The organism is Rhodococcus sp. RCBS9, assembly GCF_029457415.1.
Lineage (GTDB): Bacteria > Actinomycetota > Actinomycetes > Mycobacteriales > Mycobacteriaceae > Rhodococcus_F > Rhodococcus_F qingshengii.
The window spans coordinates 3495592-3522165 of record NZ_CP120422.1 but is presented as its reverse complement, the minus strand read 5'-3'; the positions used below and the strand labels follow the sequence as shown (position 1 = coordinate 3522165).

Genomic DNA, 26574 nt, shown 5'->3' with positions numbered 1-26574 from the left:
CTAGCTCCCCGCAACCAGCTCTTCGAGGTAGCTCGCCACCCCGTCCTCGTCGTTCGTGGGCAAAATTCGGTCGGCGAGCTCGATGACCTCGGCTCTGGCGTTGGCGGGCGCCAGAGCCGTTCCGGCCCAGGTCAGCATCGCAACGTCGTTGAAGGCGTCACCGGCCGCGGCAACTTCCGACGCGTCGATGCCGTCGATCGCGCACAACTGCGCGAGAGCGCTGGCCTTCGAGACGCCCGCTGCAGCCATTTCCATGTACGGGGCGCCGGAGTGGGTCAACTCCACACCCTCGATGCCCGCAGCGACCGCAGTTCGGTACAGGTCGGCGCTGGGAACCTCGGCATGCCGGGCCACGATCTTGACCATCGGCTCCACGTCCAGCGGCAGCGTATCGGCGAGCACCATCTCGTGCAGGTGCCGGTGATGGTCCGCGAACTCGCACAGAGCGGCATACTCCGGCTCGGCAAAGAACTGCGTGGGTCCGACGTTCGCGAACACGACGCCAGGAATCAGAGCACGAACCTGCTCCATAGCTGTTGCAGCCAAAGATGTTTCGATCGAAACGGTGTCGACGATCTCCGGAGTCCCGTCCGCCAGGTCGAGAATGACAGCTCCGTTGGCACACACAGCTTTACCGCGAAATCCGCACGAGCTCGCCAACGTGTGTACCGAATGCCTGGCCCGGGCCGTCGCCCACACAACTTCGATCCCCGCGAGCCGCGCGTTCTCCATGGCCTGCGCGGTGCGCGCCGAAATCGTTCGGTCGGAGCGCAGCAGGGTGCCGTCGAGGTCGGTTGCGAACATACGAATACGGGTCACCAGACAATGATGGCAGTCCGTTCGCAGCCCTCACCAACTACGTGACATGGGCCGTTGCTCTGTCAATTACTTGCTTGGGCCTCGAGAAGGTGCCGACGCATCTCACCGAAGACCACACCCAGCCGCTCGACATCTCGCGGGCTCAGCAGGTCGAACATGCTCTCCCGTACAGCGGCCACATGCGCCGGGCTTGCCGACGCCAATTTCTCGGCACCCTGGTCGGTCAGCTCCGCATTAGCGCCCCTCTTGTCGTCGACACACTCGACCCTGCGCACCCAACCGCCACCGACCAGCCGATTGACGGCCCTGGTCACACCACTTCGGGTCGCCATCACAGCATCGGCGAGCTCACTCATGCGCAGTTGCCGCCCAGGCGCTTCGGATAGAGCAACCAACAGTTCGAAGTCCGTGAACGAAATGTCGGAGTCTCGCATCAATTGTTGGTCGAGCACACGCTGCAGCAGTCGCGTCGAGTCCAGATACGCCCGCCAGGCCGATTGCTCCGAGTCGGTCAACCACCGCACTGATTCCATAACGCCAGCATATCCGAAGTAGTTGACAACGAAATCAAATGAGCTATTCTCAATGTAGTTGATCAGTCAACTACTTGTTCGAAGTGAAGATTCAACCGGGAGGCGGGCGCCATGAGCGACGACAACGCAGTGCAGGTCGACAACGCAGTGCGGTTCGAGGAACGCCGCGCCGAGATCAGGGATCGACATCTGCTCCCCGCCGACAAACGACCCGCATCGACCGCACGCGGCCTGCACCATACGGCCCTGATCAGCAGTGACGTCGAACGAACCGTGAAGTTCTACCAGGATCTCCTCGGCTTCCCACTCACCGAGTTGATCGAGAACCGTGACTATCCCGGGTCGTCGCACTTCTTCTTCGACATCGGCAATGGCAACCTTCTGGCGTTCTTCGACTTCCCGGGTCTCGACGTGGGCCCGTACCAAGAAGTACTCGGCGGCCTCCACCACATCGCGATCAGCGTCGAACCCGCCAAGTGGGCGAAGCTACGTACCAGACTGACCGAGGCCGGCGTCGAACTGATCGAGCACAGCGAGGTCTCGTTGTACTTCCGCGATCCCGACGGCGCTCGACTCGAGCTGATCGCCGACCCACTCGGTGAGATGTACGGCAATCACGTCCTCTGAAAACTTGCTCTCCCCCACACCATTCGGAAGGCACACCATGACCTCCACTCTGTCGCAGCCGAACCTCGATATCCGTCGATCCGGGGATCGCTTCAAGTCCAATGCCGGCTGGCTGGACTCGAAGCACTCGTTCTCGTTCAGCAATCACTACGACCCGAAGAACACTCACCACGGTCTTCTCCTGGTCAACAACGACGACATCGTCACGCCCGGAATGGGATTCGATACCCACCCGCACCAGGACATGGAGATCGTCACCTGGGTACTGAGAGGTTCTCTCGTACATCAGGATTCGATGGGGCATTCGGGCGTCATCTACCCCGGTCTCGCCCAGCGGATGAGCGCTGGAACGGGAATCCTGCATTCGGAGAAGAACGATTCGTGGCGACTCGGTGACGTGGCGGGTGCGCATTCCGACAAGCACAGCGACCCGGTTCACTTCATCCAGATGTGGGTCGTCCCCGACGAGGCCGGAATCACGCCCGGATACGAGCAGTTGGAGATCGACGCCGAATTGCTTGCCGGTGGACTGGTTCCCGTCGCGTCGGGCATGGACGCGTACGCCGATCACTCGGCAATCCGGATCAAGAACAAGTACGCCGCGATGCACGTTGCGCGTCTGCAACCCGGACAGCCCGTGACCCTGCCCGACGCACCGTTCCTGCACGTTTTTGTCGCCGACGGTCAGGCCGCCATGGAAGGCGTCGGAGTGCTCGAACAAGGTGACGCGGTACGCGTGTCCGGCGGCGGAGGTCAGCAGCTCAGCTCCGATACCGGGGCAGAGGTCATCGTCTGGGAAATGCACGCCACCGTTTCGCAGGGATGACATGAAGCCCTTCTCGTACGACGCTTCACCGGCTCGAATCGTCTTCGGCCAAGGGATGATCGATACGATCGCCGAAGAAGTGCGGCGGCTCGGCCGTAGCCGAGTGATGGTGCTGGCAAGTCGTCGACTCGACGCGGTTGCCGCCGCCGTGACCGAATCTCTCGGCGACATGGCGGTGGTCCGCTTCGACGGCGCTGTGATGCATACTCCGATCGAAGTCACGACAGCCGCGCTGAGACTTGCCGAGAACCATCACGTCGACACGGTCGTCGCGATCGGCGGCGGTTCGGCAACCGGGTTGTCCAAGGCACTGGCACTACGAGCGGGGTTCGATCAGATCGTCGTTCCGACAACGTACGCGGGATCAGAAGTCACTCCGGTGTTGGGTGAAACAGAGAACGGACGCAAGACAACTCGCTCCTCTCCCCACATCAGACCCGAAACCGTCGTATACGATGTCGACCTCACTCTCGATCTGCCGCTGGACACCACGGTCACCAGTGCCGTCAACGCGATGGCGCATGCGGTTGAAGCGTTGTACTCCACCGAGTCCAACCCGATCACGGACTTGATGGCGATCGAGGCGATCTCCGGGATCGCCCGTGCGCTGCCGAGCATTGTCGATGATCCGAAAAATCTGGAAGGTAGGGCCGAACTACTGCAAGCAGCCTGGTTAGCCGGAACCTGCTTGGGCACGGTCGGTATGGGGCTTCATCACAAGTTGTGCCACACCCTCGGTGGCAGCTTCGGTTTGCCGCATGCTCCCACCCACACCGTTGTCCTCCCCCACGCGATGGCATTCAACGCGCCTGCTGTCCCGGATGTGATGTCGCGAATAGCGACTGCTCTGGGCGCATCCGATGCCGCTACCGGCGTTTTCGACCTCGTCACCGCGTGCGGCGGACCGACCACTCTGCGAGAACTGGGAATGAGTCACGATCAAATCGAAAATGCAGTCGAACTCGCCACCTCCGCCGCGTATCCGAATCCGCGTGAGATCACCCCGCCGGGCCTGAGCGAACTCCTCGAGAACGCCTGGTCCGGGCGTCGACCCGCCATCAGGTGAGAACTAATCAGGCAGTACCGCCTCGAGGCCTGACGTGTTCGAAGATCAGAATCGTCTCGGTCGCAGCAACCGCCGGATGCGCCGAGAGATTGTTGACGACGAAGTCACGCAACTGCGCCGAATCCGTCGTTGCGACGTGCAGCATGTAGTCGTCGACACCGGCAACGAAGTACACGTTGAGCACGGAGTCCAGCTTGGCGAAATCGTCGCCGAGCCGGTTGAGGTGCGACCGTGCGTTGGCCTGCAGTCGAACTGCGATCATCGCCTGCAGATCCATTCCGAGAGCGGCGGGGTCGATGTCCGCGTGAAATCCCCTGATCACGCCGTTGTCCACCAAGGCGCGCACACGGCCGAGGCATGTCGACGGCGCAATTCCCGCGATCGCAGCCAGCGCATTGTTCGGAATCCTCGCGTCTTTCGCCAGCTCTTCGAGCAGAACCCGGTCGATCTCGTCCAACTTCATTGCTGCCCGAACATGCTTCGGCGAGGCGGCCGTCTGAATACCGATTTTTGAACTTTCGCGCACCATGAATACAGCCTAGAGAATTATCTTCACTTCTCTTCACTATCTGGCGACGAAACTTCATGCTTGGCACCTGCCATTCGAAGAAACAACAGACTCAGTTCGGAGCCGTGTCATGAAGGTCGGAATCCCCCGCGAGATCAAAAACCACGAGTACCGCGTGGCCATCAGCCCAGCAGGCGTCCACGAACTGGTCGGCCGAGGACACGAAGTCGTCATCGAAACGGGTGCAGGCGTCGGCTCCTCGTTCAGTGACGAGGATTTCAAGGCCGCGGGCGCGCAGATCCTCGGATCTGCCGATCAGGTCTGGACGGACGCAGATCTACTCCTGAAGGTCAAAGAACCTATTGCAGAAGAGTATTCGCGACTCCGTAAGGATCAGGTTCTCTTCACCTACCTGCACCTGGCGGCGTCGAAGGAATGCACCGACGCGCTCCTGACGTCGAAGACCACCTCCATCGCCTACGAAACAGTTGTCGGTTCCGACGGTTCACTGCCCCTCCTCGCCCCGATGAGTGAAGTAGCCGGACGCCTGGCACCGCAGGCGGGCGCCTATCACTTGATGCGTCACGGCGGCGGACGCGGAGTGCTGATGGGCGGCGTACCCGGAGTGCGCCCCGCCAAGGTCGTGGTGATCGGTGCGGGAGTCTCCGGCAAGAACGCCATCGCCGTGGCCTACGGCATGCAGGCCGACGTCACCGTTCTCGACCTGTCGATCGCGCGCCTGCGGGAAATCGACGAGCTGTACCACGGCCAGGTCAAGACCATCACGTCCAACAGCTTCGAACTCGAACAGGCAGTACTCGACGCCGACCTGGTCATCGGCGCAGTGCTGGTCCCCGGGGCGAAGGCGCCGACTCTCGTCTCCAACAGCCTGGTGGCGCGTATGAAGCCGGGTTCTGTCCTGGTCGACATCGCCATCGACCAGGGCGGCTGCTTCGAGGATTCACACGCGACCACGCACGCCGATCCGACGTACCAGGTTCACGGTTCGGTCTTCTACTGCGTTGCGAACATGCCCGGAGCGGTCCCCCGTACGTCCACCTACGCACTCACCAACGCGACGCTTCCGTACGTCGTCGCCTTGGCCGACAAGGGGTGGAAGGACGCGGTCGCGACAGTTCCCGGCCTGGGGTCAGGTCTGAGCACACACGACGGCCTGCTCCTGTCCGACAGTGTTGCAGCGGCGCATGGGTACTCGGCTACCACTCTCTGACCCAGGCAGCTCTGACCCAGGCAGCTCTGACCCAGGCAAGGACAGCTCGAGATCGCTAGCCTTGATCCATGAGCATTCCTGACATCACGCTGAATTCCGGAACCACGATCCCGCAACTCGGCCTCGGAGTCTGGCAGGCCACCAACGACGAAACCGAGCATGCAGTACGGTTCGCACTCGACGAGGCCGGCTACCGGCACATCGACACCGCTGCCGCCTATGGAAACGAAGAGGGCGTCGGACGAGGTATCGCCAACTCGTCCGTCGCGCGAGAGGACATCTTCCTCACTACGAAGCTGTGGAATGCAGATCAGGGCTACGAGCCGGCGTTGAAGGCTTTCGACACCAGCATCGACAAGCTCGGCGTCGACTACGTCGATCTCTACCTCATCCACTGGCCTCTGCAGGACAACGACCGACTCCTCCGCACGTGGGACGCACTCGAAAAGATCGCGGAATCGGGCCGCGCCAAGGCAATCGGGGTGTGCAACTTCGAGCCGCATCATCTGCAGCTTCTCGTCGAACGCGGTGGATTGTTGCCCGCAGTCGATCAGGTGGAACTGCACCCGCACCTCACGCAGCACGCCATTCGCGACAAGGCCGCCGAGCACGGGATCAAGGTCGAATCGTGGAGCCCACTCGGCGGTACCAGTAACGCAGGTTGGGGTAAGGCGTCCAAGCCCAACACCCTGCTCACCGACCCGATCATCACACGAATCGGTGACCGCCACAGCAAGACTGCCGCGCAGGTCCTGATCCGTTGGCACCTTCAGAACGGCCTGATCGTCATCCCGAAATCCGTACACGATGCTCGAATCGCTCAGAACATCGACGTATTCGACTTCGAACTCACCGATCTCGACCTGAGCGAAATCGACACTCTCGACGACGGCACCCGCGTCGGCGCGCATCCCGATGAACTCAACATCGGTGCACCGAACTGATCAAGCCGCTCGTTTGGTGGGGCGAAGCGCATCGAATCCGTTTCGCCTCACCATCGTTCCGAGGGTCTTCCACCACGGCCGAGCCGGATCCGGCTCGCTTCCGTCGCCCATCCGGTGCAGCTGATCGGTATGCCACTGCAGGTCGAGTGCACCGTCGAGCATCGAGATGTCGGCAACCTTCCCCAACAACTTCCGCGCTCCGAACTCAACAGTCGGCACGGTCAATCGTTCCCGATCCGATTCCAGGAGAACGGTTGCCGCGTCGGGTATCGTGATCGTCGGCCGGCCGAGGCCGATCACGTCGCACGCGCCGGAAGCCAGTGCCTCGACCATCGCCGATCGCGAGCGGAAGCCGCCGGTGACCGCCAAGGGAATGTCGCCGGCAATCGCTCGGACTGTCTCGGCGTACTCGAGGAAATATGCCTCTCGATCGCGAGTGCTCTGCTTCTGCGCTTTACCCATCATGGCCGGCGATTCATAACTGCCACCGCTGATCTCGATGAGATCCACCGACTCTTCGGTCAACGCGCGCACTACTTCTCGCGACTCGTCTTCCGAGAATCCACCTCGTTGGAAATCAGCCGAGTTGAGCTTGACCGAGACCGCGAATCCCGGAGCAACGGCAGAGCGTATGCGCCGAACGATCTCGATCAGAAAGCGTCGTCGACGCTCAGGATCTCCACCCCACTCGTCCGTCCGCTGATTGGACAAGGGCGAAAGGAACTGCGCAACAAGATAACCGTGCGCTGCGTGTATCTGCACGCCCCCGAAGCCGGAGGACTCGGCGACGCGAGCGGTTTCCGCGAACTTGTCGATGATCTCGTCGATCTCAGCGGTCGAGAGTTCTCGCGGCGTCGCCATTCCCGGAATCTTCAGCGCGATCGCGCTCGGGGCGACCGGTCTACCTCTGCTGGCAATCGGGTTGGATTGCCGCCCTGGGTGGTTCAGCTGCATCCAGATCTCGGCGCCGCCGTTCTTGGCGGTCTTGGCCCAGGCAGTCAGTGCTTCGGCATCACGATCGTCGTCGACGACGACATTGCCCGGTTCGGCGATCTGCGATCGATCGACCATGACATTGCCGGTGATCAGCAAACCGAACCCGCCACTGCCCCAACGACCGTACAGCGTTTCCAAGCGAGTGGACGGTCCATGAGTGCGGTCACCCAGAGCCTCGCTGAGCGCAGCTTTCATCGTGCGATTCCGCAGGATCTGCCCGCAGGGCAAAGTCAACGATTCTCCGAGCGTGGTCATGGATGCCTCTCGTATGAAGGGAAGAAAGTCAATGGCGTGGCGCAGAACCGAAGTGCCGCTTGGTATCGCGCACGAAGCTCGAGAAGATCAGCGAGTTGACCGGTAGCCCGCCGCGCACCGCGAGCGACAGCTTCGGACGCGGCGAGAATGCAAAATTCCACTGCAGTCTCGAACCCACTGCGAGCTCGTCGACGCGGTAGTCCTCCGCGAAGGATTGGAACAGCGGAACATTGGACTGTTCGACGTAAAACGAGTGCCGACGCGTTTCGTCGTCCCAGGTGATGAACTTTTCGCGCATCTGCATCGCACCGCCGCCCACCTCCGCGATTCGGCGCGTGCCGACGCCGTAGGGGCGCGGCGAGGTGTAGTGCACTTTTGTGAGCAGTCGGCACCACGACAAAGGCTCGTCGGCGGTCAGACCGGCCCAGACGGCGTCAGGTTCGGCGGCGAGATCGATCGAGTACGTGAAGATATGCGGTGCCGTGTCGAAGAAATCGACACCGACCGGTTCGAGGTCGAACCAATGTGTCATCGCCTACTCCTGCCCAATTAGCCGTTACATGAAGTTACGGATACTTGACGACCGAAGTCAACCCCCGAAGGCTCAGCGGGACCAAGCCTCAGAACGAGAGAGCCCCTGCAGTGAAGCGATGACCTGTTCGAGCGGCTCGATACTTCGAGTCGTCTGGCACACCGCCACTGCACCTTCGACCGACGTGATCGTCAGGTTTGCCATCGATTTTGCCTGCACTGCAGGATAACCCGCAGTTTCGAGTTGCGATTCGATCAACTTCTGCCATCCCAGCATGACCTCAGCCGACACTTCCGCGACTTCTGGCTCACTGGCACGCGCCAACCCGCCGGCAATCACCGGGCAGCCGATCGCGAAGTCCGAGCGTGTGAGATTGAGTCGCCAGATGTCTCCGACCGCTTCGATCACGTCGGCCGTGGAACCGGTAGCCGCAGCCGAGCTGATTCGTCTGGTGATGATCGCACCGGCCGCGCGCACAGCTTCGACCATCAACTCGGTCTTGCCGCCTGGAAAGTGATGGTAGATCGACCCACGGGGCGCGCCGCTGTGCTTGATGACGTCGCTGAAGGATGTCGCATCGACGCCGTTGCGGCTGATCAGTTCGACCGCACTACGAATCATGCGATCACGTGAGCTTAGCTCTGCCATGTCACAGATCCTTCGGCCGTCGGTACACCTGTCGACTCATACGCTACGTTATGTATGACGACCTACATAGTGATGGGATGAAACAATGAGTGACGAGACAACCGCGACCGTCGATCCGGCGCAGATGACAGGCCTCGAACTTCTCCGCTGGATGGGAACGCAGGTCAACGACCGGCCCAGCATCGGACGCCTCCTCGGCATGGAGATGCGCGAGGTCAACGAAGGATCCGTGAGCTTCGCCCTGACCCCGCGCGCCGATTTCAGCAACCCGCTCGGCACTGTGCACGGCGGCATCTGCGCAACGCTGCTCGACTCGGTCATGGGCTGCGCGGTACACACGATGCTTCCGGCCGGCGTCGGCTACACGACCCTCGAACTCAAGCTCAACTACATCCGCACGGTGCCTCTCGACGGTGACGAACTGACAGCCCACGGCAGCGTCATTCACGTGGGCGGGCGTACCGCGACGGCAGAGGGCAAGGTCTTGGACAAGAACGGCAAGTTGGTGGCGCATGGAACCACGACGTGCATGATTTTTCGCTGAGCCGACGAAGGATGGCGAGAATGTAGCTGCGCCCGACGTGAGCAGGGTGCGAGTGCCGATGTACGATCGGCTCGTGACCCTGCTCACTGCGCACCTCTGGTGGCCCGACCGCTGACGGTCAGCCGCAACTGCGTGCTGCCCGGACCGATATCGGGTGGTCCAGCAGGCTCCTCTCAGGATCCCCGATCCGGCAAATGCCGTACGCGTCGTCGCTACGACCGCCAAGATCAGGTACCGAATCCACGAAGGAGAGTTAGTTGACCACCACCCCACTCAACCGTTCGCTCGAGCCTTTGGGCGTCTCCATCCCGTCGAAAGTGCCGACGCACTGGTACAACCTGGCGGCTGACCTCCCCGAGCCCGTTCCCCCGCACCTGCATCCGGGCACTCGTGAGCCGCTCGGCCCCGAGGACTTGGCGCCGCTGTTCCCGATGAACCTCATCGCGCAGGAAGTCGCAACCGAGCGCTACATCGAGATCCCGGAGACGGTTCGCGAGATCTACGGCATGTGGAGGCCCTCTCCCCTGTTCCGCGCGCATCGACTCGAGCGCGCTCTCGGCACACCTGCCCGCATCTACTACAAGTACGAAGGCGTGAGCCCGGTCGGTTCACACAAGCCGAATACTGCTGTCGCGCAGGCTTACTACAACGCAATCGAGGGAACCACCAAGCTCACCACCGAAACCGGTGCGGGACAGTGGGGTGCGTCGCTGTCGTTCGCGGGCGCGCTGCTCGGACTCGACGTCGAGGTATGGCAGGTTCGCTCGTCCTTCGATTCGAAGCCGTACCGACGCATCCAGATGGAGGCGTACGGCGGAATCTGTCACCCGTCGCCTTCGGACCTGACGGAAGCCGGACGCGCACTGTTGAAGTCGCATCCCGACACCACCGGCTCGCTCGGTATGGCCATCAGTGAGGCCGTCGAGGTCGCTGCGCAGGATCCGAACACGCACTACTCACTCGGTAGCGTGCTGAACCACGTCATGCTGCACCAGACCGTGATCGGTCAGGAAGCAATGGTCCAGCTCGAAGAAGCCGGCGACGCCGTCCCCGACACCGTGTTCGGTTGCGCCGGTGGCGGTTCCAACCTCGCCGGACTCACCTTCCCGTTCCTGGGACGAAACCTTCGCGAAGGCACCAAGACTCGTCTGGTCGCCTGCGAGCCGTCGGCATGCCCGTCCCTCACCCAGGGCGAGTACCGCTACGACTTCGGTGACGTCGCCGGCCTGACGCCGCTGCTCAAGATGCACACTCTGGGTAAGGATTTCGTACCGCCGGCCATCCATGCCGGTGGCCTCCGCTACCACGGCATGTCGCCGATGGTCTCGCACGCGGTCAACCTCGGACTCATGGATGCAATTGCCGTCGATCAGGACGACGCACTCCAGGCAGGTCTGATTTTCGCCCGCGCCGAAGGAATCATCCCGGCTCCGGAATCCACCCACGCGGTTGCCGGCGCTATCGCTCACGCCCGTGCCGTCACCGAACCCGAGGTGATCGTGATCGGGCTGTCCGGCAACGGTCAGTTGGATCTTCCGGCGTACTCGCCTTACGTCTGACGCCGTCGGTGTGGTGGTCTCGTGCGTACGAGGCCACCACACTTCGTCACACCGAGCACGTGGGCTCGATCTCGCGATCGACATCGTGCCGGCCGTCCGCGAAACGAACCGATCAGTTTGATCGATCGGTTACGGTCTTTCGATGCAGCTTCGGTTGAAGGAACATTGGAAACTGGTCGCACTCGGACTGGCATTGCTCGTGGCGATCGCGTTCATCGTCGTATCGGTAATCTCCGACTCCAGTGATGCGGCATGGCCGAAGCAGAAGACAGGCGGTCCGATCGTCGAGCAAGGCGTTGTCGACGTAGACCTCTCCGATCCTCCGCAACAAGCCTGGGAACTCGATGTCCGAGCGCTCACGGACAACCCCGGGGACGTGCTGCTGTCGATGCCTTCCACGCTCGATAGCTACTACGGCTACGGCAACACGTACCAAGTCGGTGACGTGCTGGTGGCCGCGACTGCTTATCCGCTTCCCAAGACCGACGAGTCTTCGTCGAGTCAGGGAGTCGGTGCCGTCACACTCGTCGGGGTGAATCCCGACGACGGAAGTCCGCTGTGGAAAACGCGAATCGGCGGAGTCATCGGCCAGTGCAGTCAGCAGAACGAATCCACGATCATCGCGTGCTGGGGCGATCGACGGATGATCTTTGTCGATACCGCGACCGGAACTCTGATGTCCGACCTCGGAACCGACTTCGATCTCAATGGCGCCACCATCGCCGGAGACACCGTGTACACGTCCGGCGAAAGGATGGACGGAACGGTTCGAACACGAATTCTTGCCAGCGGCACCACAACCAATTTGACTGCCAACTTCGTGCGTACCTTCGAACCAAGTGAGAAGTTCGGAGCCGTCTACACGGTCCCTCACACCGACACTGTCATTGCGATGGAACAGGGCGACGGCGGGGACCCGCAGTACCGCTATCGAATCTACGATCTGCAGTCCGGCGCCGAACGATTCCGATTCGAGGGCGATTCGCTTGTCCCTACCGGGAACGGATTGTTCCTCACCAGTGTCGGCGGCCGGTCGGGATATGCCGGAACCCAAAACCTCTTGGCTTCCGACGGATCCACGATTCGTGCGATACCGATTCCCTCGTACTCATCGTCGTCCTACCCGAGTAAGCCCTCGACGGCGGTGCCGATGTTTCTCGGCGACGGCGCCTACGATCCGGAGTCGGGTGACGAACTCTGGCGCAGTTCACAAATCGTCAACACCGCGACGGCCGGGACAGGAAGCGCCATCGCCGCAGTGGTAGGAAAAACAATCCTCGTCACGTCGCCGGAGACCCGCACAATCTCGGGTCTCGACGTCGAGAGTGGCCGACAACTGTGGCAAACACCCTGGCAAGACGCGTACTGGGTTCGAAGCGGTGCGACTGATGGCGATCACTTCGTCTTCAGCGACTACACCGGCATGCATTCGATCAGGGCTCGCGACGGAAAGATGATGTGGTCGGTCCCCCTTCCGCCAGAGGTCGATCCGCGCGGAGTCGTCGTCTCGAATGCCGGCAAAAACGTGTCGTTCTCCTGGCAAAACCACTTCACCGTTTGGCGATAGGCCGGCAACATCACCGGTTCAATGTCGTACTGACCAGCCGGCTCAGCAACCAGCAAATGGATAGACGTACAGCCTCGATGGCCACAATCCAGTCTGGCGCGTTTGTTCAATTTCGGGGGAACGATCTCGAACAACTGCATGTATCTCCGCGACTCCGACTTCGGAAAGATCAGACCAGACCTGCGGTGAAGGGGTGCATACGAATCGCACCGACTCAGGTATCTGATCCAATCCAACGATAAAGGGAGCCAACGGGAATGGATGCGAAATCCCCAATTTGCAGTCGGCAACAAATAGTCCAGTTCGCGCGCGAACATCTGCGTACCGGGGGACCGAACTCAGACCAAATTCGTCGTCATTTCGGTTTGCAAAAACGCGCGTTCTTCACGCAGCTCGACACCCATCTGGACGATTCTGCACTTTCAATGCCCGAAAAAGTTGCACTCCGCCGCATCTGCCGACAGGAGGATAGAAGGTGCCCGATCAAACGTATGAACGTCTCAGCAGGTCAAGCCAACCCACCCCGGCCGATGTACGACGCGCTTCCTTTCCCACCCCAGAACCATCATGCTTGACGATCGAAAGCCGCCAACTACGTTGAGCCGCTCAATTCTTCCGCAGTCCCCTCTTCTCGGATCGGGATCATCGGAGATCCAACAGCCGCGCGACTTTCAGGCTCAAATGCAAGGCCAACCGGTCGTCGCCGTTTGCCAAGTCTGCTCGTGTTATCTCCTGAATTCGCCGCAAGCGATAGTACAAGCTCCCTCGATGCACACAGAGCGCCTCTGACGTTCGCTTTACGTCACCGGCATTGTCCAAAAAGCTCTCCAGCGTCGCGAGAAGAGCCTCACTTTTCGAGTCCTCATGGCTGAGCAAGGACTGCAAACCTGAGTGAATACTGTTCTCGAGTCGATCCTCCGACAGTTCGGCCAGAAGTCCGTAGACGCCGAGATCCCGATAACGCACAACATTTCCGAGCACCTTGACGACCTGGGCCACATCTGCGGAACGTCTGGACTCTTCGTAGGATTCGCGCACATCCGCAACCGAGGTTCGCGGTTCACCGATACCGACCCAACATTCGATGTTCTGGCGCCCACTTTCAGACAAGACTCGCTCCCGGGCTGCCACGATCAGCGAGTCCAGATGGGTTTGAGTCGAGCGTTCGGCCACCGATACGATCAACAGACTGTGGTCGGGGCGGTCGAGTTGGATTGCACTGTTCCGCGGGAGCCTCCGACGAAGCTGATCGACGCCGACGGCAACACTCAGACGATCTCTTTCGGTCAATGTCGACTGGTCGCCAGGACGGAGCAACACAGTGACCACGACTGCTGGACCCGCAGCCAACAAGCCCTCCTCGGCCAACCTGTTTGCCGCGTCCTCGCGCAGCGACCGCTCGCCCGACAGGACGTCTCGAGTAAGTTCCCGCTCCCGACTTCGGGACAACTCGTCCAGCAACTGTTCGCGGTGGAGGATCATCGCTGCCGCATCAGCCGTGCGCCTCAAGACCTCGGCTTGATCCTCGTCAACTTCGCCCTCCGAAGTCAACAGCCAGACGAAGCCCAGCAGCGCATTGCGGTACCGGATCGGCATCCCGACCCGGCCAAGGGTCAGCCCTAGTTCTTCGTTGACGGGAACAGTGAAGAGATCGAGGGCTTCACGGCCTCCACTCGCGTAGATGAAGTCTACGATCTCGCGTGAAACATTCCGCTGTAGAACGGAATTCATTCTGACTGAATCGACGGCACTGTCATGCGAGTTGTACGCGAGCAGACGAATCTGTACATCATCGATCGCAACGGAACGGTCCAGTCGGCGCCCGGTAGTGTCCACCAAATGCTGCAGTTCTCCGACCATGGTCGAACTGTACGAGCCCCCTCTCCGGTTTGCAACATATGCCCAAATTTCTACGTAGAAAATTGAACACATGACAGTGATGCAACTAACTTTTGCACCATAGGCTCGCTTCATGCCAAGCACTCCAGACCCGTGACGTCTTCACTCGGTTCGCAACCCGTCAGACGTGGCAGCGACGAGATCTGTTGCAGCCGTGGGATTTGCATAGTGGGGCGCGAGGCCGGCCGGCACGATCTCCCTCAGACGAAGTCGCCTCCGACCCGAAATCGACAACGACCTTCGTTCGCCAGTTCAACATCGAATCCCACCGACCTCTTTCAATGTCGAATACCTCGAATGACATCGGTGACCGTGATGTCGCAAAGCCGTTGCCATTCAGCATATCCCGAGAGGAATCATCATGACCGGCACAGCAAATGCTCCTGCAGGGCATCAAACCGAGACTCCACCTGGACGTCGATCGGCGCGCCGTAGGGCCCTGATCGCCGGGGCGACAGGCAACATCGTCGAATGGTTCGATTTCACGATCTACGGTTTCACTGCCGCAGTTCTCGCGACAGTGTTCTTCCCTCCGGAGTTCGGCAGTGGCGCACTGCTTGCCACCTTCGCTCTTTACGGAGTCGCCTTCTTGGCCAGACCTGCCGGCGGCATATTCTTCGGACGGCTTGGTGACCGCCTCGGCCGACGGAGGTCACTGTCCCTGGCAATTACGCTCATGGGCTGCTCGACGGCGGCAATCGGTCTCCTACCGACGTACGCTTCGATCGGTGTTGCCGCACCGCTGTTGCTGCTGCTGTGCCGATTGGTTCAAGGATTCTCGGCCGGGGGCGAATACACCGGAGCTGCCACCTTCGTCGTCGAGCATGCGCCGTCCCACCGCCGAGGCTTGTACGCAGGGATAATCAGCTCTTCGTCATTTGTCGGCAGCATCTTGGCCACGGTCACAGTCTTGTCATTCAGCTCGGTCGGCGCTGAGCACTTCGCCGACGGAGGATGGCGTTGGCCGTTCATCATCGGAGGCGTTGTCGCCATGGTGGGCCTGTTCATGAGGCTTGCCGTCGAGGAGACTCCGGCGTTCAAGGAAATGCAAGAAAACGATTCCCTTCCAAACCGCCCACTCGCAGATCTGTTCCGCAATCACTGGCGGACTCTGCTCACGTCCTTCGTGTACTTCGCCTCGCTCGGTGTCGTTACTCATATGCTGCTCGGCTACATGCCGACATTTCTGGTTCTCTCAGCCGATGTTCCGAGCACGGTTGCACTGCTGATGACAACCGGCGCTTTGGTTCTCGCAGTACCGCTGTTCATCTTCTTCGGCGCCACAGTCGACCGAATCGGCCGGAGGCCACTCGTCAGAATCGGCATGGTGATGTCAGTTTTCGTCTCGGTGCCCAGCTACATGCTCATCGGTACCGGAAACATTTTCGCGATTGCCGTTGCACTGGCTTCTCTGGTCCTCGCGCTTTCCTTACTCGCGTCCGCTTTGCTCGTAATTCTCGAAATGATGCCGACGCATGCGCGATTCACCGGCACGGCAATCCCCTACAACATCGCATATGCACTTTTTGCAGGGACCGCTCCTCTGGTGTGCGCAGCACTGGTCAACGCCACTGGAAGCGATCTGTCGCCTGCCTTCTATGCGACCGCCATCGCTTTGATCGCGCTTCCCATTCTGTGGCGAGGGATTCCGGAAACGAAAAACTGGTCTGCCACGCAGGGCAGCCCGACGAAGCATTTCTGACAACGGACGCGCCACGGCTGTGATTTTTTGCGCAGCTGTCGATAGCGTTCCGATGGCCGCCACGAGAGAGTTGAGGACGACGAACACCTCTGGACTTTCAGGTGCCAAATTCATTAAGGCAGAGCCGAATCCGAGAAGTCGGGATGAAGCTCTCCAGAGGAAGTCGACGGCGTCGGAATTACCAGAACCCAAGCTTGCCGGATCGAACAACTGTGCTTTCGATCCGGCGAAGCCATCAGTAGAAAGAGAGGCCGAAAGTGCCTACCGACAAGACCGATGCAGTTGTGGTCGGAGCTGGAGTGATCGGCAGCTCCATCGCCTACGAACTGGCCGCTCGAGGCTACGAAGTCCTGGTCATCGACAAGTCTGGTGGTCCGGGCTACGGCTCGACCAGTGCATCCAGTGCGGTTATCCGGTTCAACTACTCCACATTCGACGGTATGGCTGCGGCTTGGGAGTCGCTGCATTGCTGGCAAAACTGGAGCGAGCATCTCAACGCGACAGTCGACGGCGCGCTTGCGAAGTTTCGGCAATGCGGGATGGCACTGCTCGATGTCGACGTCGCGCCCCACGCGCGCACGATCGGATTATTCGAGAAGATAGGAATCGATTACCAGCTTTGGGACGCAACGACACTCGTCGAGAAGATTCCCGGTATCGACGCCGGCAAATACTATCCTCCGAAGCCAGTCGACTCGGAGTCCTTCTTCGCAGATGCCGAAACCACGCTCGGCGCGCTGTACACACCTCAGGCGGGGTTCGTCGACGACCCGCAACTGGCTGCCGCGAATCTTGCTGCGGCAGCACGTTCGCACGGTGCGGTTTTCGCATACAACACGCGTGTAGTGGCAGTCGAGCAGTTGCCTGACGGCATCTGGCAGCTAGGGCTCGACGACGGGGAAAGTGTGAAATCCAAGATTGTCGTCAATGCCGCCGGCCCCTGGTCAGGAGCGTTCAACAAGCTGTCGAACGTCGGGGCCGACTTCAAGGTTTCGGTTCGGCCCTTGCGCCAGGAAGTTCATCACGTCACCGCACCCACTGGCTACAACGACGACGAGATCCTCGGCCCGATGATCGCCGATTTGGATCTCGGAACCTACATGCGAGCCGAACCTGGAAACGGTTTCCTTGTCGGCGGAACCGAACCGGATTGCGATCCGCTCGAGTGGATCGACGACCCTGATACCGCCAACCCGAATCGCACTGTTGCCCGGTTCGAAGCGCAGGTTTTCCGCGCCGCCAGGCGTTTCCCCACCCTGGAGGTCCCGTCACAACCGAAAGGTATTGCCGGCGTGTACGACGCAGCATCCGACTGGACCCCGATCTATGACAAGACAGACAGGCAAGGTTTCTACGTCGCCATGGGCACCAGCGGGAACCAATTCAAAAATGCGCCCATCGCTGGGCGCCTCATGTCCAGGATCATCGACCAGGTGGAAGCTGGACACGATCACGACGCTGATCCCCTGACCTATGTCGGGATGCACACCGGGCTCGAAATCGACCTCGGCGCATTCTCCCGCCTTCGGGCACCCAATGCCGAGTCGACCGGGACGGTCATGGGTTAGAAGTCTTGTCCGGCTTGGAGAATCGATAGCCGCGACAACTGAATAGACACGGCTGTGGGTGTCCACCACGTGGTGGACACCCACAGCCGACTTCTCCTTCAACGGCGTCTACGGAAAATCGCCCTAGAACGTGTCAGCGGCACATCGCCTCCGGGACGGAGAGCTAACGTGCATGGCAGCTCTTCAAGTAGCTCAGGAACGATGCCTGCAGCCCGGTTACGTGCGTCTCGTGCAACAACGCGGTCGAAACATCCTGCGACCGTCCCTTGCCATGCAACTGCTCCACGACGGCGAGAACGTTGCGTGACAGTCCGCGATAGATCGGAATGGGTCCAGTCAGTTCGGCTTCGTTCAGCGTGACGTGCAGCTGCGGAACAACTGAGCCCACGCCACGCTCGGGCAGTGCCTCGACCAGTGTGTGGATCTGGCTGTCGGCGTTCACAACTCCGGGACTACCCGCACCGAAGGTCGCGAATGGGGGCGCGTCGCGCAGCCATGCGTAGAGGGCGAAAAGGCCTCCGTACGAGTACCCGAAGAGTCCGTGCCCGGACTCGCTGACACGTAGCTCCGACGAGTACAGGCGAGGGTGGAGTTCGTTGGTCAGGAAGTCGAGGAAGACGTCCCCGTGGGTGTCTGCCAGCTCCTTGAGGTAGGCGTCCACATACTCCTGGGTCATTGCACCCGAGTCGCGAGCAGCGGCGAGAGTAGCCATCATTTCTTCGCCTACCGGTTCCCCAGGCGGCACGAGATCGCGGTTGCGGAGCCGTGCCCAGTTGGCAGCTTCCTCACCGGCATATCCGACGCTGACCTGGATGTACGGGGCGACCGTCAGGTACGGGTCTGCCTGCGTGACGATGAGCGGGGCGGTAAGACCTACAGCCCAGTTGCCGTCCATCACGTAGATCAGCGGTAAGGGATCCATGGAGTCCGCGTAGCCGGGGGGTGTGGTCACCCAGACGCCGTAGCTGTGTCCCGACTTCGCCGTGATTTCGAAGTACTCCGTGTCTGCAAAGCATCCGTGCAGCATTGCGCTCATCGAACGTCTCCCTTGACGATATTTCCGGACTTCACGACGAGAACAGCCATGTCCGGATCGGCGAACACCTTTGCGTCTCGGAGTGGGTCTTGCTGCCAGGCAACCATGTCCGCCTGCATACCGACGCGGATCGTCCCGACGCTTTCCCCGATACCGAGAATGTCGGCATTGACGCTGGTGGCCGAAACGAGTGCATGCATCGGCGACTCCAACTCCGCGCGCAAGTGCAACTCCTCACCTCGGTGCTTTTGGTGCGGCCCGATGAGGTCCGAGCCCAGGCCGATCCTCAGGCCTGCTGCGCGAGAGGCCTCGAGCGCTCTGGCCATGCGTTGACGCACTCCGGCTGCACGCTCTCGTATTGCCGGGTCCAGGTCCATGCTTTCGGTGTCCGCCAACTGCTCGACCACGGCGAAGGTGGGGACAAGTGCCACGTCATGTTCCCGCATCAGCTGGGCCGTCTCCGCATCGATGTCGGTGCCGTGTTCCACGCACCGGACGCCGGCCCGCACCGCGTTGCGAATGCCCGCATTGTTGTGCGCGTGGACCGTGACGTAGGTGCCGCGCGACGCTGCTTCTTCCACTGCCACGGAGATTTCCTCGACGGTGAACTGTGTGTCGGTGAGGCTGTCATGGCCTCCGACGACACCGCCGGTAACGCACAGTTTCAGAAATGTTGCGCCTCGGCGGAACGATTCGCGCACGTTGCGTCGTAGCTCGTCGGCATTGCCCGACATCAAGGACAAGGCGCAGAGCCCGGGAATGTGGTGCATGTTCCACAGCTCGGTCGGCTCCCATGCGGCCCCGTAGTAGCCGTGTCCACCGGTCTGGCACTGCACAGGACCGCACGAGAGGACACGCGGACCACGCACCTTGCCGCTCGCAATAACGTCGACGACTCCGCCGTCGATGCCACCGACGTCTCGCACCGTGGTGAAGCCCGCGTCGAGGGCATCGCCCGCGGTGGCGAAGATGCCCGCAGCCAGTTCGGCTGCCGAGAGCTCAAACCCGAATTGCCTTCGGATCGGACTCGAAATACCCAGGTGCACATGAGCATCGATCAGCCCCGGAGTCAGAAGCATGCCGTCCAAGTCAACTGTCGTCGAACCCGACGGCGCCTGTCCGATCGCGGTGACAATGCCGCCACTCACGCACACGTCGACTTCGACCGGGTCGGTGCCCGATCCATCCGCGACCATGCCGCCGGCAAACCATACGTCAGTCAAAGGGACCTCCCGAGCATTGGAAACCACTCTCCTAAACACTGGTGAATTCGATATGCGGTACCGTACTCAACAGTGGTGAACCCGTCAATGGAGGTAGCGTGAGATCGCCGGTTGGGGAGGGTCGAGAGCGACTGTTGCAGGCACTGTTCGACGAGTTCGGTGAAACCGGCCCAAGCCCGAAGCTGTCGATGCGCCAAGTAGCGGAACGACTCGGAGTGCACCACACGCTGCTGACCTATCACTTCGGATCACGACCGGGACTCCTCAGCGCCGTGCTGTCGGAAGCTCGCCGCCGTGACAACCTCGTCATCGCCGCGATGGGCAAGGATCTCGGGTTCGCGGCCCTGTGCAGGGCGATCTGGACCTTCTACTCGAACGCCGAGCACGAAGATCGAAGCCGCACCTTTTTTCACCTGGCCGGACTTGCGGTTTACGAGCACAAAGCATTTCAAGATTTCGCCGCCGACCTCGACGATTTGGCGCACCTCCTCGAAGCGGCGGCCCTCCGCGAAGGGTTCACAATGGTGGACGCAAAGCAGCAGAGCATCATCGCAACCGCATGTCTGCGAGGACTGTTGCTACAGAGGTTGCTCACCCCCGACGCCGAGGTCGACGCGGCAGCCGAGCGCTTCATCACCTCGTTGACAGCGTCCACCACGTAAACCCCTCATACACAACCGATCACCCCCGTTCGAGATCACCGGCGCGGGGGCGTTTTCCCTGGGCTCGGGCATGTTTCGGCGTGAGACGGTTCCCTGAGCCCCGGTTGAATGATGGTCGATCACCCTTTCGACATCTGTACGAGCGAAACGCCGAAAGATGCGACAAGTGAATGTATCCCGGCTCAGCAGACACACGACATCATCGACAAGTCCGATGATTCACATGAGTTTCGAAAGTCAGGATTGAATTGTGACCATTACCTTCCGTGCCGCAGAGTTGAACAGCGCAAGTGGGATCTTCCAGCAAGCACTGCTCGGCCAACCCAGTGCAGAGCCACTCGGCGGAGACATCATCACTCGTGCAGATGTCGAGTTCACCAGTGACGACGGCCGCATTCAATCCGGAGTCTGGGAGAGCGAACCGGGAAAGTCGCGGTGGGAGTTCCTCACCCGCGGCGAGATCATCACCATCGTCTCCGGCGCCATGACCGTGGAGGAGGACGACGGCGATCCCGTACATCTCGTTGCCGGTACGAGTGCAATCTTCCCAATCGGATGGAAGGGTACGTGGACGGTCACCGAGACCGTACGCAAGGTGTTCGTCGTATACAACGAATGACCAAGAGAATCCGCAACATCCGACTTTCACGGCCCGTCGTACGGACGGATCTCCCGACGCAGCCCACTTGCCCTGAGTACCTGTCGCTGCACTCCCGCCCTCACGGAATCCTCGGTGCCGATTACTCTCACATGGTTTCTGGCGCGAGTGATCGCCGTGTACAACAACTCCCGAGTCAGCAGTGACGACGCCTCGGCCGGCAACATCACCGATACGGTGTCGTACTGGCTGCCCTGGCTCCGGTGAATCGTCATCGCGTAAACCGTCTGCACCGACGAGAGTTGGCTCGGGTGAATCAGAAACGCATCACTGCCCCGCTGGAATGCGGCAATAGGCACGCCATCCTCACGCTGCACGATCACCCCGGCATCCCCGTTGTAGATCTTCGCCTCGTAGTCGTTGGCCGTCACCAACAGGGGTTGGCCCGGATACCACCGCGTCGGGTCAAGAAACTGCCCTGATGCCGTGCCGACCCACTCCATCGCCTGCTGCGCCCACCTCCCGACACCGTACGGTCCGTCACGGTGGGCGCACAGAAGGCGGTGCGATTCCAAGCCTTTCAGCGCGCCGATCGCATCACCCACCTCGGCCGACGCCGTCACCACCTCTGAACTCGCAACGATGTCGGCGCGCAATGCGTCAACATCCTCGGGCGAATGGAAGGAGACGGCTGGATCACCGCTGCGCAGGATACGCAGAACCTCACCGGAATCTCCCGCTCGAACTGCCCTGGCCAACGACGCGATGGTTCCGTCGAAGCGGCGCCCGCGTGAGAGTTGAATGATCCCGCCCCGCAGACGATCCTGCTCATCCGCACTCAATGCCTCTTCGGAACCAGTGGCCGTGAGATCGTCACCCACCAACTGTGTCAGCGTCGGATTTCCACTGACCTTTACCGGGCGGGCGACAAGATCAGCAAGAACAGCGCCCGCGTCGACTGAGGTCAACTGATCGGGATCGCCGACGAGCAGTAGCCGGGCATCGGGGCGAACGGCTTCGAGCAGGCGCGCCATCAACGTGAGGGAGACCATCGACGTCTCGTCGACGACGACCACATCGTAGGGAAGTCTGTTGGTCGCATTGTATTTGAAACGACTCGAACTCCCCCGCTGCCAACCGAGTAGGCGGTGCAGGGTCATGGCCGCGAGTTCTTCGGGAAGGCCAAGGCTCGCGGTCTGCTCACGTACGGACTCCTGCAGCCGTGCTGCGGCTTTACCCGTCGGTGCGGCCAGACCGATGCGAGCATTCGAACCCAATTCCTCCGACAGGAGAGCGAGAATACGTGCGACCGTATGGGTTTTGCCGGTTCCGGGCCCACCGGCGATGACGGTGGTCCACTGTGTCGCGGCGAGAGCAGCTGCTATCCGTTGACGATCCGGCGCGATGGTCGGCCCGTTCTCGTCGACGAACAGCGAATCCAGCCGCGTTCGGACCGCTTTCAGGTCGGCGGGCGGCCACGTGGACGCCCGCTCGTCGAGCACTCGCCGAATCGTCTGCTCCTGCAGAAAATATCGATCGAGGTAGAGGAGTTCACCGTCGTCCGTGTCGATCAACCGGAGCGGTCTGAGAGGTCCGGCGTTTCCGCCGATCACCAGAGGGCTCAGCCGAAGGGCGGCAACGATCTCCGACGGTTCGGGCCACGGCAACGACGTAAGTTCCTCCTCCGTCGCATTGTCGACGCTCACATCACGCATCCGTCGTAGATCGAGGCACACCGAACCTGATCGCACGGCCCGAACTGCCAACGCCGCGGCCAGCATCACTTCTTCGGAAGTTTCACCGCCCAGGCTGCACACTCTCGTCGCGACATGAACATCGGCGGCAACCAGAACCCCGGCTTCGTTGAAGATTCGCACGATCCCTTTGGCGCGCTGCGCCAATTGCGCCTCGGTCATCGAATCTTCTCCCCTACTGTGTGGGACGCATCAAGACCGGCCAGCAGATCCGATAGTTCAACCGTCAGCTGAGCAGGCGGTTTCCATTCGAAGACACCGCATTCCGGCGGGCTGTCCGGGCCGAGCATCCCACGCACGAATTGATACTGCGCGCCCCCGAGATGACGGTGCGGATCGTAGTCGGGCAGGCGCCACCGCAGATACCGATGCAGTGCAACCGAATACAGCAGTGCCTGCAGCGGATAGTGCGAGCGCATCATCTCCGTCGCCATGAGTTCACGCGTGTAGTTGGCAGCCGTCAGATCGCCGCGACCGATCCGGTTGGTCTTGTAATCGACGATCACGAACGACGGGCCCGGGATCCGCAAGACTGCGTCGATACTGCCCGTCAGGAATCCGCGCATCGGTGACGTCTCGACACGGTCCAGATAGTCGGCGTACGACGCCAGAATGTCGTCGGAGGAAAGGTGGCGCCTCAACAGTTCCGATACTCCGCGGAGTGTGACACTCATCGACACCGGATCGTCGCCACCGGCCAGTGGGAGTTCGAAATCGAGTTCGGGAAGACGATCTTTCGGCGCGATCGTGGCCAAGGTTCCGAATCCCAAGGGAGTCTGCATCACCAGATACAGCGCATCCGCGAGTGCTTCGGAGTCGACCTCGGCCGCCCGTACCGAGACCGCCTCGGCGCAACGCATCCCGAGTTCCGCTCTCAGATCTGCCACAGCCGTGTCCACCACCTCGAGCACCTCATGCACCAGCGTGCCGAATGCGGCGCCCGCGGGAAGTCCGTTCATGGGTGAAGGGAACGCCTCCAGGGGCGAGGGGGTAATGCTCCCGAGGTCTACGGAATCCTCTGGCTCGTCGTCTTTTTCGGGATCCTCGACCTCGCTGCCCGTGGTCGTGACCGCGTGGTGCGCTCCGGCGGTGAGTGCCGAGTACGACGTACGACGCCACAGAGTGTCCAGGTCTCGATCGAAACGCGCCGCGGCCAGTTCGGTCACGTCCGCAGCCGCTCTGGACCAGTGGACGGGCGAGGGCGGATGGGGACCAACAGGTTCCACCGAGATCACGTCGGAAGCTGCTGCCGGCCAGGTTGCGAGCCGTGCTGCGGTTGTACCGTCGTCGAGCACCTTCACTACCCGAGCAGGTTCGGCGATGCCGGGTGTACGTCCGAGCATCAACCGGTGCAGCGGCGAGCGGGAGGTCCCGTAGCTGGGTGCCCACCAGAGCACGAGTTGGCACTGCGCCCGGGTCAGCGCCACGTACAGCAACCGCAGTTCTTCGCCCGCTTCTTCGGCCTCCGCAACAGTCTTTCTGGCGTTGTACCCCGGGCCTTCCTGCCCGCCGACGTCGAGGATGCGGCGTCCCTCCGGGTCGTGCAACAGCTGCGTCGGCGAGTTGAAGCCGCCAACGCTCTCCCAACTGAACGGGACGTAGACGATCGGGAACTCGAGCCCTTTGGTGGCATGCACCGTAGCGATTTGCACTGCGGCAGCGTCACTGTCGAGGCGACGGCTTCTGTCGGTCGCGCTCCCGGACGTCGGATCCTTGATTCGGTCGGAAAGCCAGCGAACCAGTGCGCTCAACCCGAACGCTTCCTCGGTGGCGACGCGACCGAGGAGTTGTGCGACGTGCCGCAAATCGGTGAAATCTCGTTCGCCGGACGGGGCCGCGAGTACACGCTTCTCCAGATTTGTTTCGGCAGAGATTCTTTCGAACACAGCCGCAAACCCGACGCGTGCGAACAGCCCGGAATAGGAGCGCAGTTGACCTGCAAGTTCTGCAACGACGTTGTCGCCGTCCTTGTCCAGTTCTTCGGAGGTGCGCCCGAAAATCGGCGAGAGGGCCGTCAACCGGACACGGTCGGAGCGATGGGGCTGCTCGATCGCCTGCAACAGCCACAGCCACTGGGTCGCACTGGGTGTCGCGAAAACACTGGACCCTCCGGTCAATACGGAAGGTACACCGACGGCATCGAGAGCATCGCGGATCATCGCCACGTGCTTGTGGGTGCGCACCAACACCGCGACGTCTCCCGGTTCGACCGGGCGTGGATCACCGTCGACTGCCAAGCGGGCATCGCCGCCCAGGAGCGCGACCACGTCTGCTGCGACGTCGTCCGCGACGCGACTGCGAAGTCTGCCTACGGCCGGAAATCCCGAACGATTGAGCGGTCCGGCTCCGGTACGGGGCAGATGGCGCACACGCATCGGCACCGGGCCGAACAACCGAGACTTCTTGTGCGAAGCCTCCACCGGATGCGCGACGATGCCTTCGTTGCCGAGTGCGGCACCACCGTAGAGGTGTTCGAGTGCCGCCAACAACCCTGGGTCGCTACGCCAATTGGTGGTCAACTCCTGGTGCGCATCCGCCTGATCGACCGCATCGAGATAACTCAGGACTTCTGCCCCGCGGAACGCATAGATGGCTTGTTTGGGATCACCGACCAGGACCAGGGTGGTGTGACCGTGGAAGGCCAACCGCAGAATGTCCCACTGCAACGGATCGGTGTCCTGGAACTCGTCGATCAACACAACCTTGAACTTTTCGCGCACCCGACGACACGCGACGGGACCGTATTCCGGATCCGTCAATACACCGTGCAACAGCGTCAGCAGATCGTTGAAGTCGCGAATTCCTTTGGTCCGCTTACGTCGTTCGACCTCGACACGAGCAGCAGCCGCGAAGAGGACGCGCTGACCGGGTGCGGTCTCCTCCTCGCCGTCGGGTTCGAGAATTGCCTGACCATCACCGACTGCGCTTCGGGCGATGGCCAGCGCGTCCTTCGTGGAGAACGGTGGAGACGAGTCCGTCCGGCTGTAGCGGCTGAGGTACAAATCCGAGACGACCTCACTGATCAGGTCGTCGACCGACTCCACAAAAGTTGTGTCCGGTTCGCGTTCCCCGGCGATGCCGAGTCCGTCGAGCATCCTCTGACAGAAACTGTGGGTGGTCGTGATGGTGCCGGCGTCGAACTCCGCGAGAGCGCGCAGGAGTCGACGACGCCGCACGCCGATCTCCTCGTCGTCAGCTGTGGCGAGGTACGCCACCAGATCATCATCCGACCGCCTCGCCGCCTCCGGGTCGACCAGAGCGGCGGACACTCCCGCGAACCTCTCCCTGGCACGCTCACGAAGTTCCTGAGTGGCGGCCCTACTGAATGTCACCAGCAGAACTTGCGAAATGTCAGCGAGGCCTTCGGCAACACAACGGGTCGCGAGTCCGACGATCGCGTAGGTCTTGCCAGTTCCGGCGCTCGCTTCCAACACCGTGGTGCCGGTCGGCAGTGGCCCCAGAAGATCGAAGTCCACG

At 61.3% G+C, this 26574-nt stretch carries 23 protein-coding genes; 12 read left to right on the top strand and 11 right to left on the bottom strand.

The genetic code is table 11. The annotated features are described in order from the left end of the window. Nucleotides 1–819 carry a Cof-type HAD-IIB family hydrolase gene (locus P0M12_RS16595; RefSeq protein WP_003945542.1) on the bottom strand — a complete coding sequence of 273 codons (819 nt, stop codon included), beginning with the start codon at nt 817–819 and terminating at the stop codon, nt 1–3. Nucleotides 820–881: 62 nt separating this feature from the next. Beyond that, nucleotides 882–1352 (bottom strand): MarR family transcriptional regulator, encoded by a 471-nt coding sequence (locus P0M12_RS16590; protein ID WP_064688596.1) that lies wholly within the window; start codon nt 1350–1352, stop codon nt 882–884. A 111-nt stretch (nt 1353–1463) separates the two neighbouring features. Between P0M12_RS16590 and P0M12_RS16585 the strand changes: the two genes are divergently transcribed. The 3 genes from P0M12_RS16585 to P0M12_RS16575 are packed head-to-tail and all read left to right on the top strand — an operon-like array spanning nt 1464 to nt 3871. Next, nucleotides 1464–1979 carry a VOC family protein gene (locus P0M12_RS16585; RefSeq protein WP_058039213.1) on the top strand — a complete coding sequence of 172 codons (516 nt, stop codon included), beginning with the start codon at nt 1464–1466 and terminating at the stop codon, nt 1977–1979. 37 nt (nt 1980–2016) lie between these two features. After that, entirely contained in the window at nt 2017–2805 is a 789-nt protein-coding gene (locus P0M12_RS16580; RefSeq protein WP_020906267.1) for a pirin-like bicupin family protein, read from the top strand. 1 nt (nt 2806) lies between these two features. Beyond that, nucleotides 2807–3871, top strand: a complete 1065-nt coding sequence (locus tag P0M12_RS16575) for a maleylacetate reductase (RefSeq protein ID WP_221741613.1) — start codon at nt 2807–2809, stop codon at nt 3869–3871. 7 nt (nt 3872–3878) lie between these two features. Here P0M12_RS16575 and P0M12_RS16570 read toward each other — a convergent pair whose 3' ends face one another. Next, nucleotides 3879–4400, bottom strand: a complete 522-nt coding sequence (locus tag P0M12_RS16570; RefSeq protein ID WP_003945867.1) for an Lrp/AsnC family transcriptional regulator — start codon at nt 4398–4400, stop codon at nt 3879–3881. 109 nt (nt 4401–4509) lie between these two features. Here P0M12_RS16570 and ald point away from each other — a divergent pair, with 109 nt between their 5' ends. Together ald and P0M12_RS16560 are read left to right on the top strand one after the other, a co-directional pair. Next, complete coding sequence (ald, locus tag P0M12_RS16565; RefSeq protein WP_081557366.1) at nt 4510–5610, top strand: alanine dehydrogenase; 1101 nt, start codon at nt 4510–4512, stop codon at nt 5608–5610. A 68-nt stretch (nt 5611–5678) separates the two neighbouring features. Then, nucleotides 5679–6554, top strand: a complete 876-nt coding sequence (locus P0M12_RS16560; RefSeq protein WP_007734162.1) for an aldo/keto reductase — start codon at nt 5679–5681, stop codon at nt 6552–6554. Here the strand turns inward: P0M12_RS16560 and P0M12_RS16555 are convergent, their stop codons facing one another. The 3 genes from P0M12_RS16555 to P0M12_RS16545 form a co-directional block, all read right to left on the bottom strand. Beyond that, a complete protein-coding gene (locus P0M12_RS16555; RefSeq protein WP_007734160.1) occupies nt 6555–7805 on the bottom strand; it encodes an NADH:flavin oxidoreductase/NADH oxidase family protein in 1251 nt (416 codons plus the stop codon). A gap of 28 nt (nt 7806–7833) precedes the next feature. Next, nucleotides 7834–8337: an SRPBCC family protein gene (locus tag P0M12_RS16550; protein ID WP_019746932.1), complete on the bottom strand. Its 504-nt coding sequence runs from the start codon at nt 8335–8337 to the stop codon at nt 7834–7836. A gap of 72 nt (nt 8338–8409) precedes the next feature. Beyond that, nucleotides 8410–8985: a TetR/AcrR family transcriptional regulator gene (locus P0M12_RS16545; protein WP_007734151.1), complete on the bottom strand. Its 576-nt coding sequence runs from the start codon at nt 8983–8985 to the stop codon at nt 8410–8412. 85 nt (nt 8986–9070) lie between these two features. Here P0M12_RS16545 and P0M12_RS16540 point away from each other — a divergent pair, with 85 nt between their 5' ends. The 3 genes from P0M12_RS16540 to P0M12_RS16530 all read left to right on the top strand — a co-directional run bounded on the left by P0M12_RS16540 (nt 9071) and on the right by P0M12_RS16530 (nt 12655). Continuing rightward, nucleotides 9071–9529: a PaaI family thioesterase gene (locus P0M12_RS16540; protein WP_003945940.1), complete on the top strand. Its 459-nt coding sequence runs from the start codon at nt 9071–9073 to the stop codon at nt 9527–9529. A 257-nt stretch (nt 9530–9786) separates the two neighbouring features. Further along, complete coding sequence (locus tag P0M12_RS16535; protein ID WP_003945451.1) at nt 9787–11088, top strand: TrpB-like pyridoxal phosphate-dependent enzyme; 1302 nt, start codon at nt 9787–9789, stop codon at nt 11086–11088. A gap of 142 nt (nt 11089–11230) precedes the next feature. Next, nucleotides 11231–12655: a PQQ-binding-like beta-propeller repeat protein gene (locus P0M12_RS16530; protein WP_158170148.1), complete on the top strand. Its 1425-nt coding sequence runs from the start codon at nt 11231–11233 to the stop codon at nt 12653–12655. A 642-nt stretch (nt 12656–13297) separates the two neighbouring features. On the opposite strand, the gene P0M12_RS16525 is transcribed toward P0M12_RS16530, so the two are convergent. Continuing rightward, nucleotides 13298–14515: a helix-turn-helix domain-containing protein gene (locus P0M12_RS16525; protein ID WP_041814672.1), complete on the bottom strand. Its 1218-nt coding sequence runs from the start codon at nt 14513–14515 to the stop codon at nt 13298–13300. Between the two features lie 400 nt (nt 14516–14915). On the opposite strand from P0M12_RS16525, the gene P0M12_RS16520 reads away from it, so the two are divergent. Further along, nucleotides 14916–16256, top strand: coding sequence for an MFS transporter (locus P0M12_RS16520; RefSeq protein ID WP_081557363.1), 1341 nt, complete (start codon nt 14916–14918; stop codon nt 16254–16256). A gap of 257 nt (nt 16257–16513) precedes the next feature. Next, on the top strand, nt 16514–17824 hold the full coding sequence (locus P0M12_RS16515; protein WP_042449434.1) for an FAD-dependent oxidoreductase: 1311 nt from the start codon (nt 16514–16516) through the stop codon (nt 17822–17824). A 163-nt stretch (nt 17825–17987) separates the two neighbouring features. On the opposite strand, the gene P0M12_RS16510 is transcribed toward P0M12_RS16515, so the two are convergent. Both P0M12_RS16510 and P0M12_RS16505 read right to left on the bottom strand, forming a co-directional pair. Then, entirely contained in the window at nt 17988–18860 is an 873-nt protein-coding gene (locus P0M12_RS16510; protein WP_277376573.1) for an alpha/beta hydrolase-fold protein, read from the bottom strand. Next, nucleotides 18857–20083 (bottom strand): amidohydrolase family protein, encoded by a 1227-nt coding sequence (locus P0M12_RS16505; RefSeq protein ID WP_228232440.1) that lies wholly within the window; start codon nt 20081–20083, stop codon nt 18857–18859. Before P0M12_RS16505 ends, P0M12_RS16510 begins: the two co-directional genes overlap by 4 nt. Before the next feature lie 98 nt (nt 20084–20181). Between P0M12_RS16505 and P0M12_RS16500 the strand changes: the two genes are divergently transcribed. Both P0M12_RS16500 and P0M12_RS16495 read left to right on the top strand, forming a co-directional pair. After that, a complete protein-coding gene (locus tag P0M12_RS16500; RefSeq protein WP_007734140.1) occupies nt 20182–20745 on the top strand; it encodes a TetR/AcrR family transcriptional regulator in 564 nt (187 codons plus the stop codon). A gap of 250 nt (nt 20746–20995) precedes the next feature. Then, nucleotides 20996–21364 (top strand): cupin domain-containing protein, encoded by a 369-nt coding sequence (locus P0M12_RS16495; RefSeq protein ID WP_007734139.1) that lies wholly within the window; start codon nt 20996–20998, stop codon nt 21362–21364. Between the two features lie 26 nt (nt 21365–21390). Here P0M12_RS16495 and recD read toward each other — a convergent pair whose 3' ends face one another. Together recD and P0M12_RS16485 are read right to left on the bottom strand one after the other, a co-directional pair. Then, nucleotides 21391–23259 carry an exodeoxyribonuclease V subunit alpha gene (recD, locus tag P0M12_RS16490; RefSeq protein WP_064112443.1) on the bottom strand — a complete coding sequence of 623 codons (1869 nt, stop codon included), beginning with the start codon at nt 23257–23259 and terminating at the stop codon, nt 21391–21393. Beyond that, on the bottom strand, nt 23256–26573 hold the full coding sequence (locus tag P0M12_RS16485) for a UvrD-helicase domain-containing protein (protein WP_064112442.1): 3318 nt from the start codon (nt 26571–26573) through the stop codon (nt 23256–23258). The genes recD and P0M12_RS16485 overlap by 4 nt, the downstream gene beginning before the upstream one ends. Nucleotide 26574: the final 1 nt, after the last annotated feature.

Bases quoted from the DNA above. Each gene is read 5' to 3' on its own strand.
- P0M12_RS16525 (WP_041814672.1), bottom strand. From the start codon at position 14,515: ATGGTCGGAGAACTGCAGCATTTGGTGGACACTACCGGGCGCCGACTG.
- P0M12_RS16590 (WP_064688596.1), bottom strand. From the start codon at position 1,352: ATGGAATCAGTGCGGTGGTTGACCGACTCGGAGCAATCGGCCTGGCGG.
- P0M12_RS16555 (WP_007734160.1), bottom strand. From the start codon at position 7,805: ATGACCACGCTCGGAGAATCGTTGACTTTGCCCTGCGGGCAGATCCTG.
- P0M12_RS16540 (WP_003945940.1), top strand. From the start codon at position 9,071: ATGAGTGACGAGACAACCGCGACCGTCGATCCGGCGCAGATGACAGGC.
- P0M12_RS16530 (WP_158170148.1), top strand. From the start codon at position 11,231: ATGCAGCTTCGGTTGAAGGAACATTGGAAACTGGTCGCACTCGGACTG.
- ald (WP_081557366.1), top strand. From the start codon at position 4,510: ATGAAGGTCGGAATCCCCCGCGAGATCAAAAACCACGAGTACCGCGTG.
- P0M12_RS16520 (WP_081557363.1), top strand. From the start codon at position 14,916: ATGACCGGCACAGCAAATGCTCCTGCAGGGCATCAAACCGAGACTCCA.
- P0M12_RS16575 (WP_221741613.1), top strand. From the start codon at position 2,807: ATGAAGCCCTTCTCGTACGACGCTTCACCGGCTCGAATCGTCTTCGGC.
- P0M12_RS16510 (WP_277376573.1), bottom strand. From the start codon at position 18,860: ATGAGCGCAATGCTGCACGGATGCTTTGCAGACACGGAGTACTTCGAA.
- P0M12_RS16570 (WP_003945867.1), bottom strand. From the start codon at position 4,400: ATGGTGCGCGAAAGTTCAAAAATCGGTATTCAGACGGCCGCCTCGCCG.
- P0M12_RS16550 (WP_019746932.1), bottom strand. From the start codon at position 8,337: ATGACACATTGGTTCGACCTCGAACCGGTCGGTGTCGATTTCTTCGAC.
- P0M12_RS16580 (WP_020906267.1), top strand. From the start codon at position 2,017: ATGACCTCCACTCTGTCGCAGCCGAACCTCGATATCCGTCGATCCGGG.
- P0M12_RS16560 (WP_007734162.1), top strand. From the start codon at position 5,679: ATGAGCATTCCTGACATCACGCTGAATTCCGGAACCACGATCCCGCAA.
- P0M12_RS16545 (WP_007734151.1), bottom strand. From the start codon at position 8,985: ATGGCAGAGCTAAGCTCACGTGATCGCATGATTCGTAGTGCGGTCGAA.
- recD (WP_064112443.1), bottom strand. From the start codon at position 23,259: ATGACCGAGGCGCAATTGGCGCAGCGCGCCAAAGGGATCGTGCGAATC.
- P0M12_RS16585 (WP_058039213.1), top strand. From the start codon at position 1,464: ATGAGCGACGACAACGCAGTGCAGGTCGACAACGCAGTGCGGTTCGAG.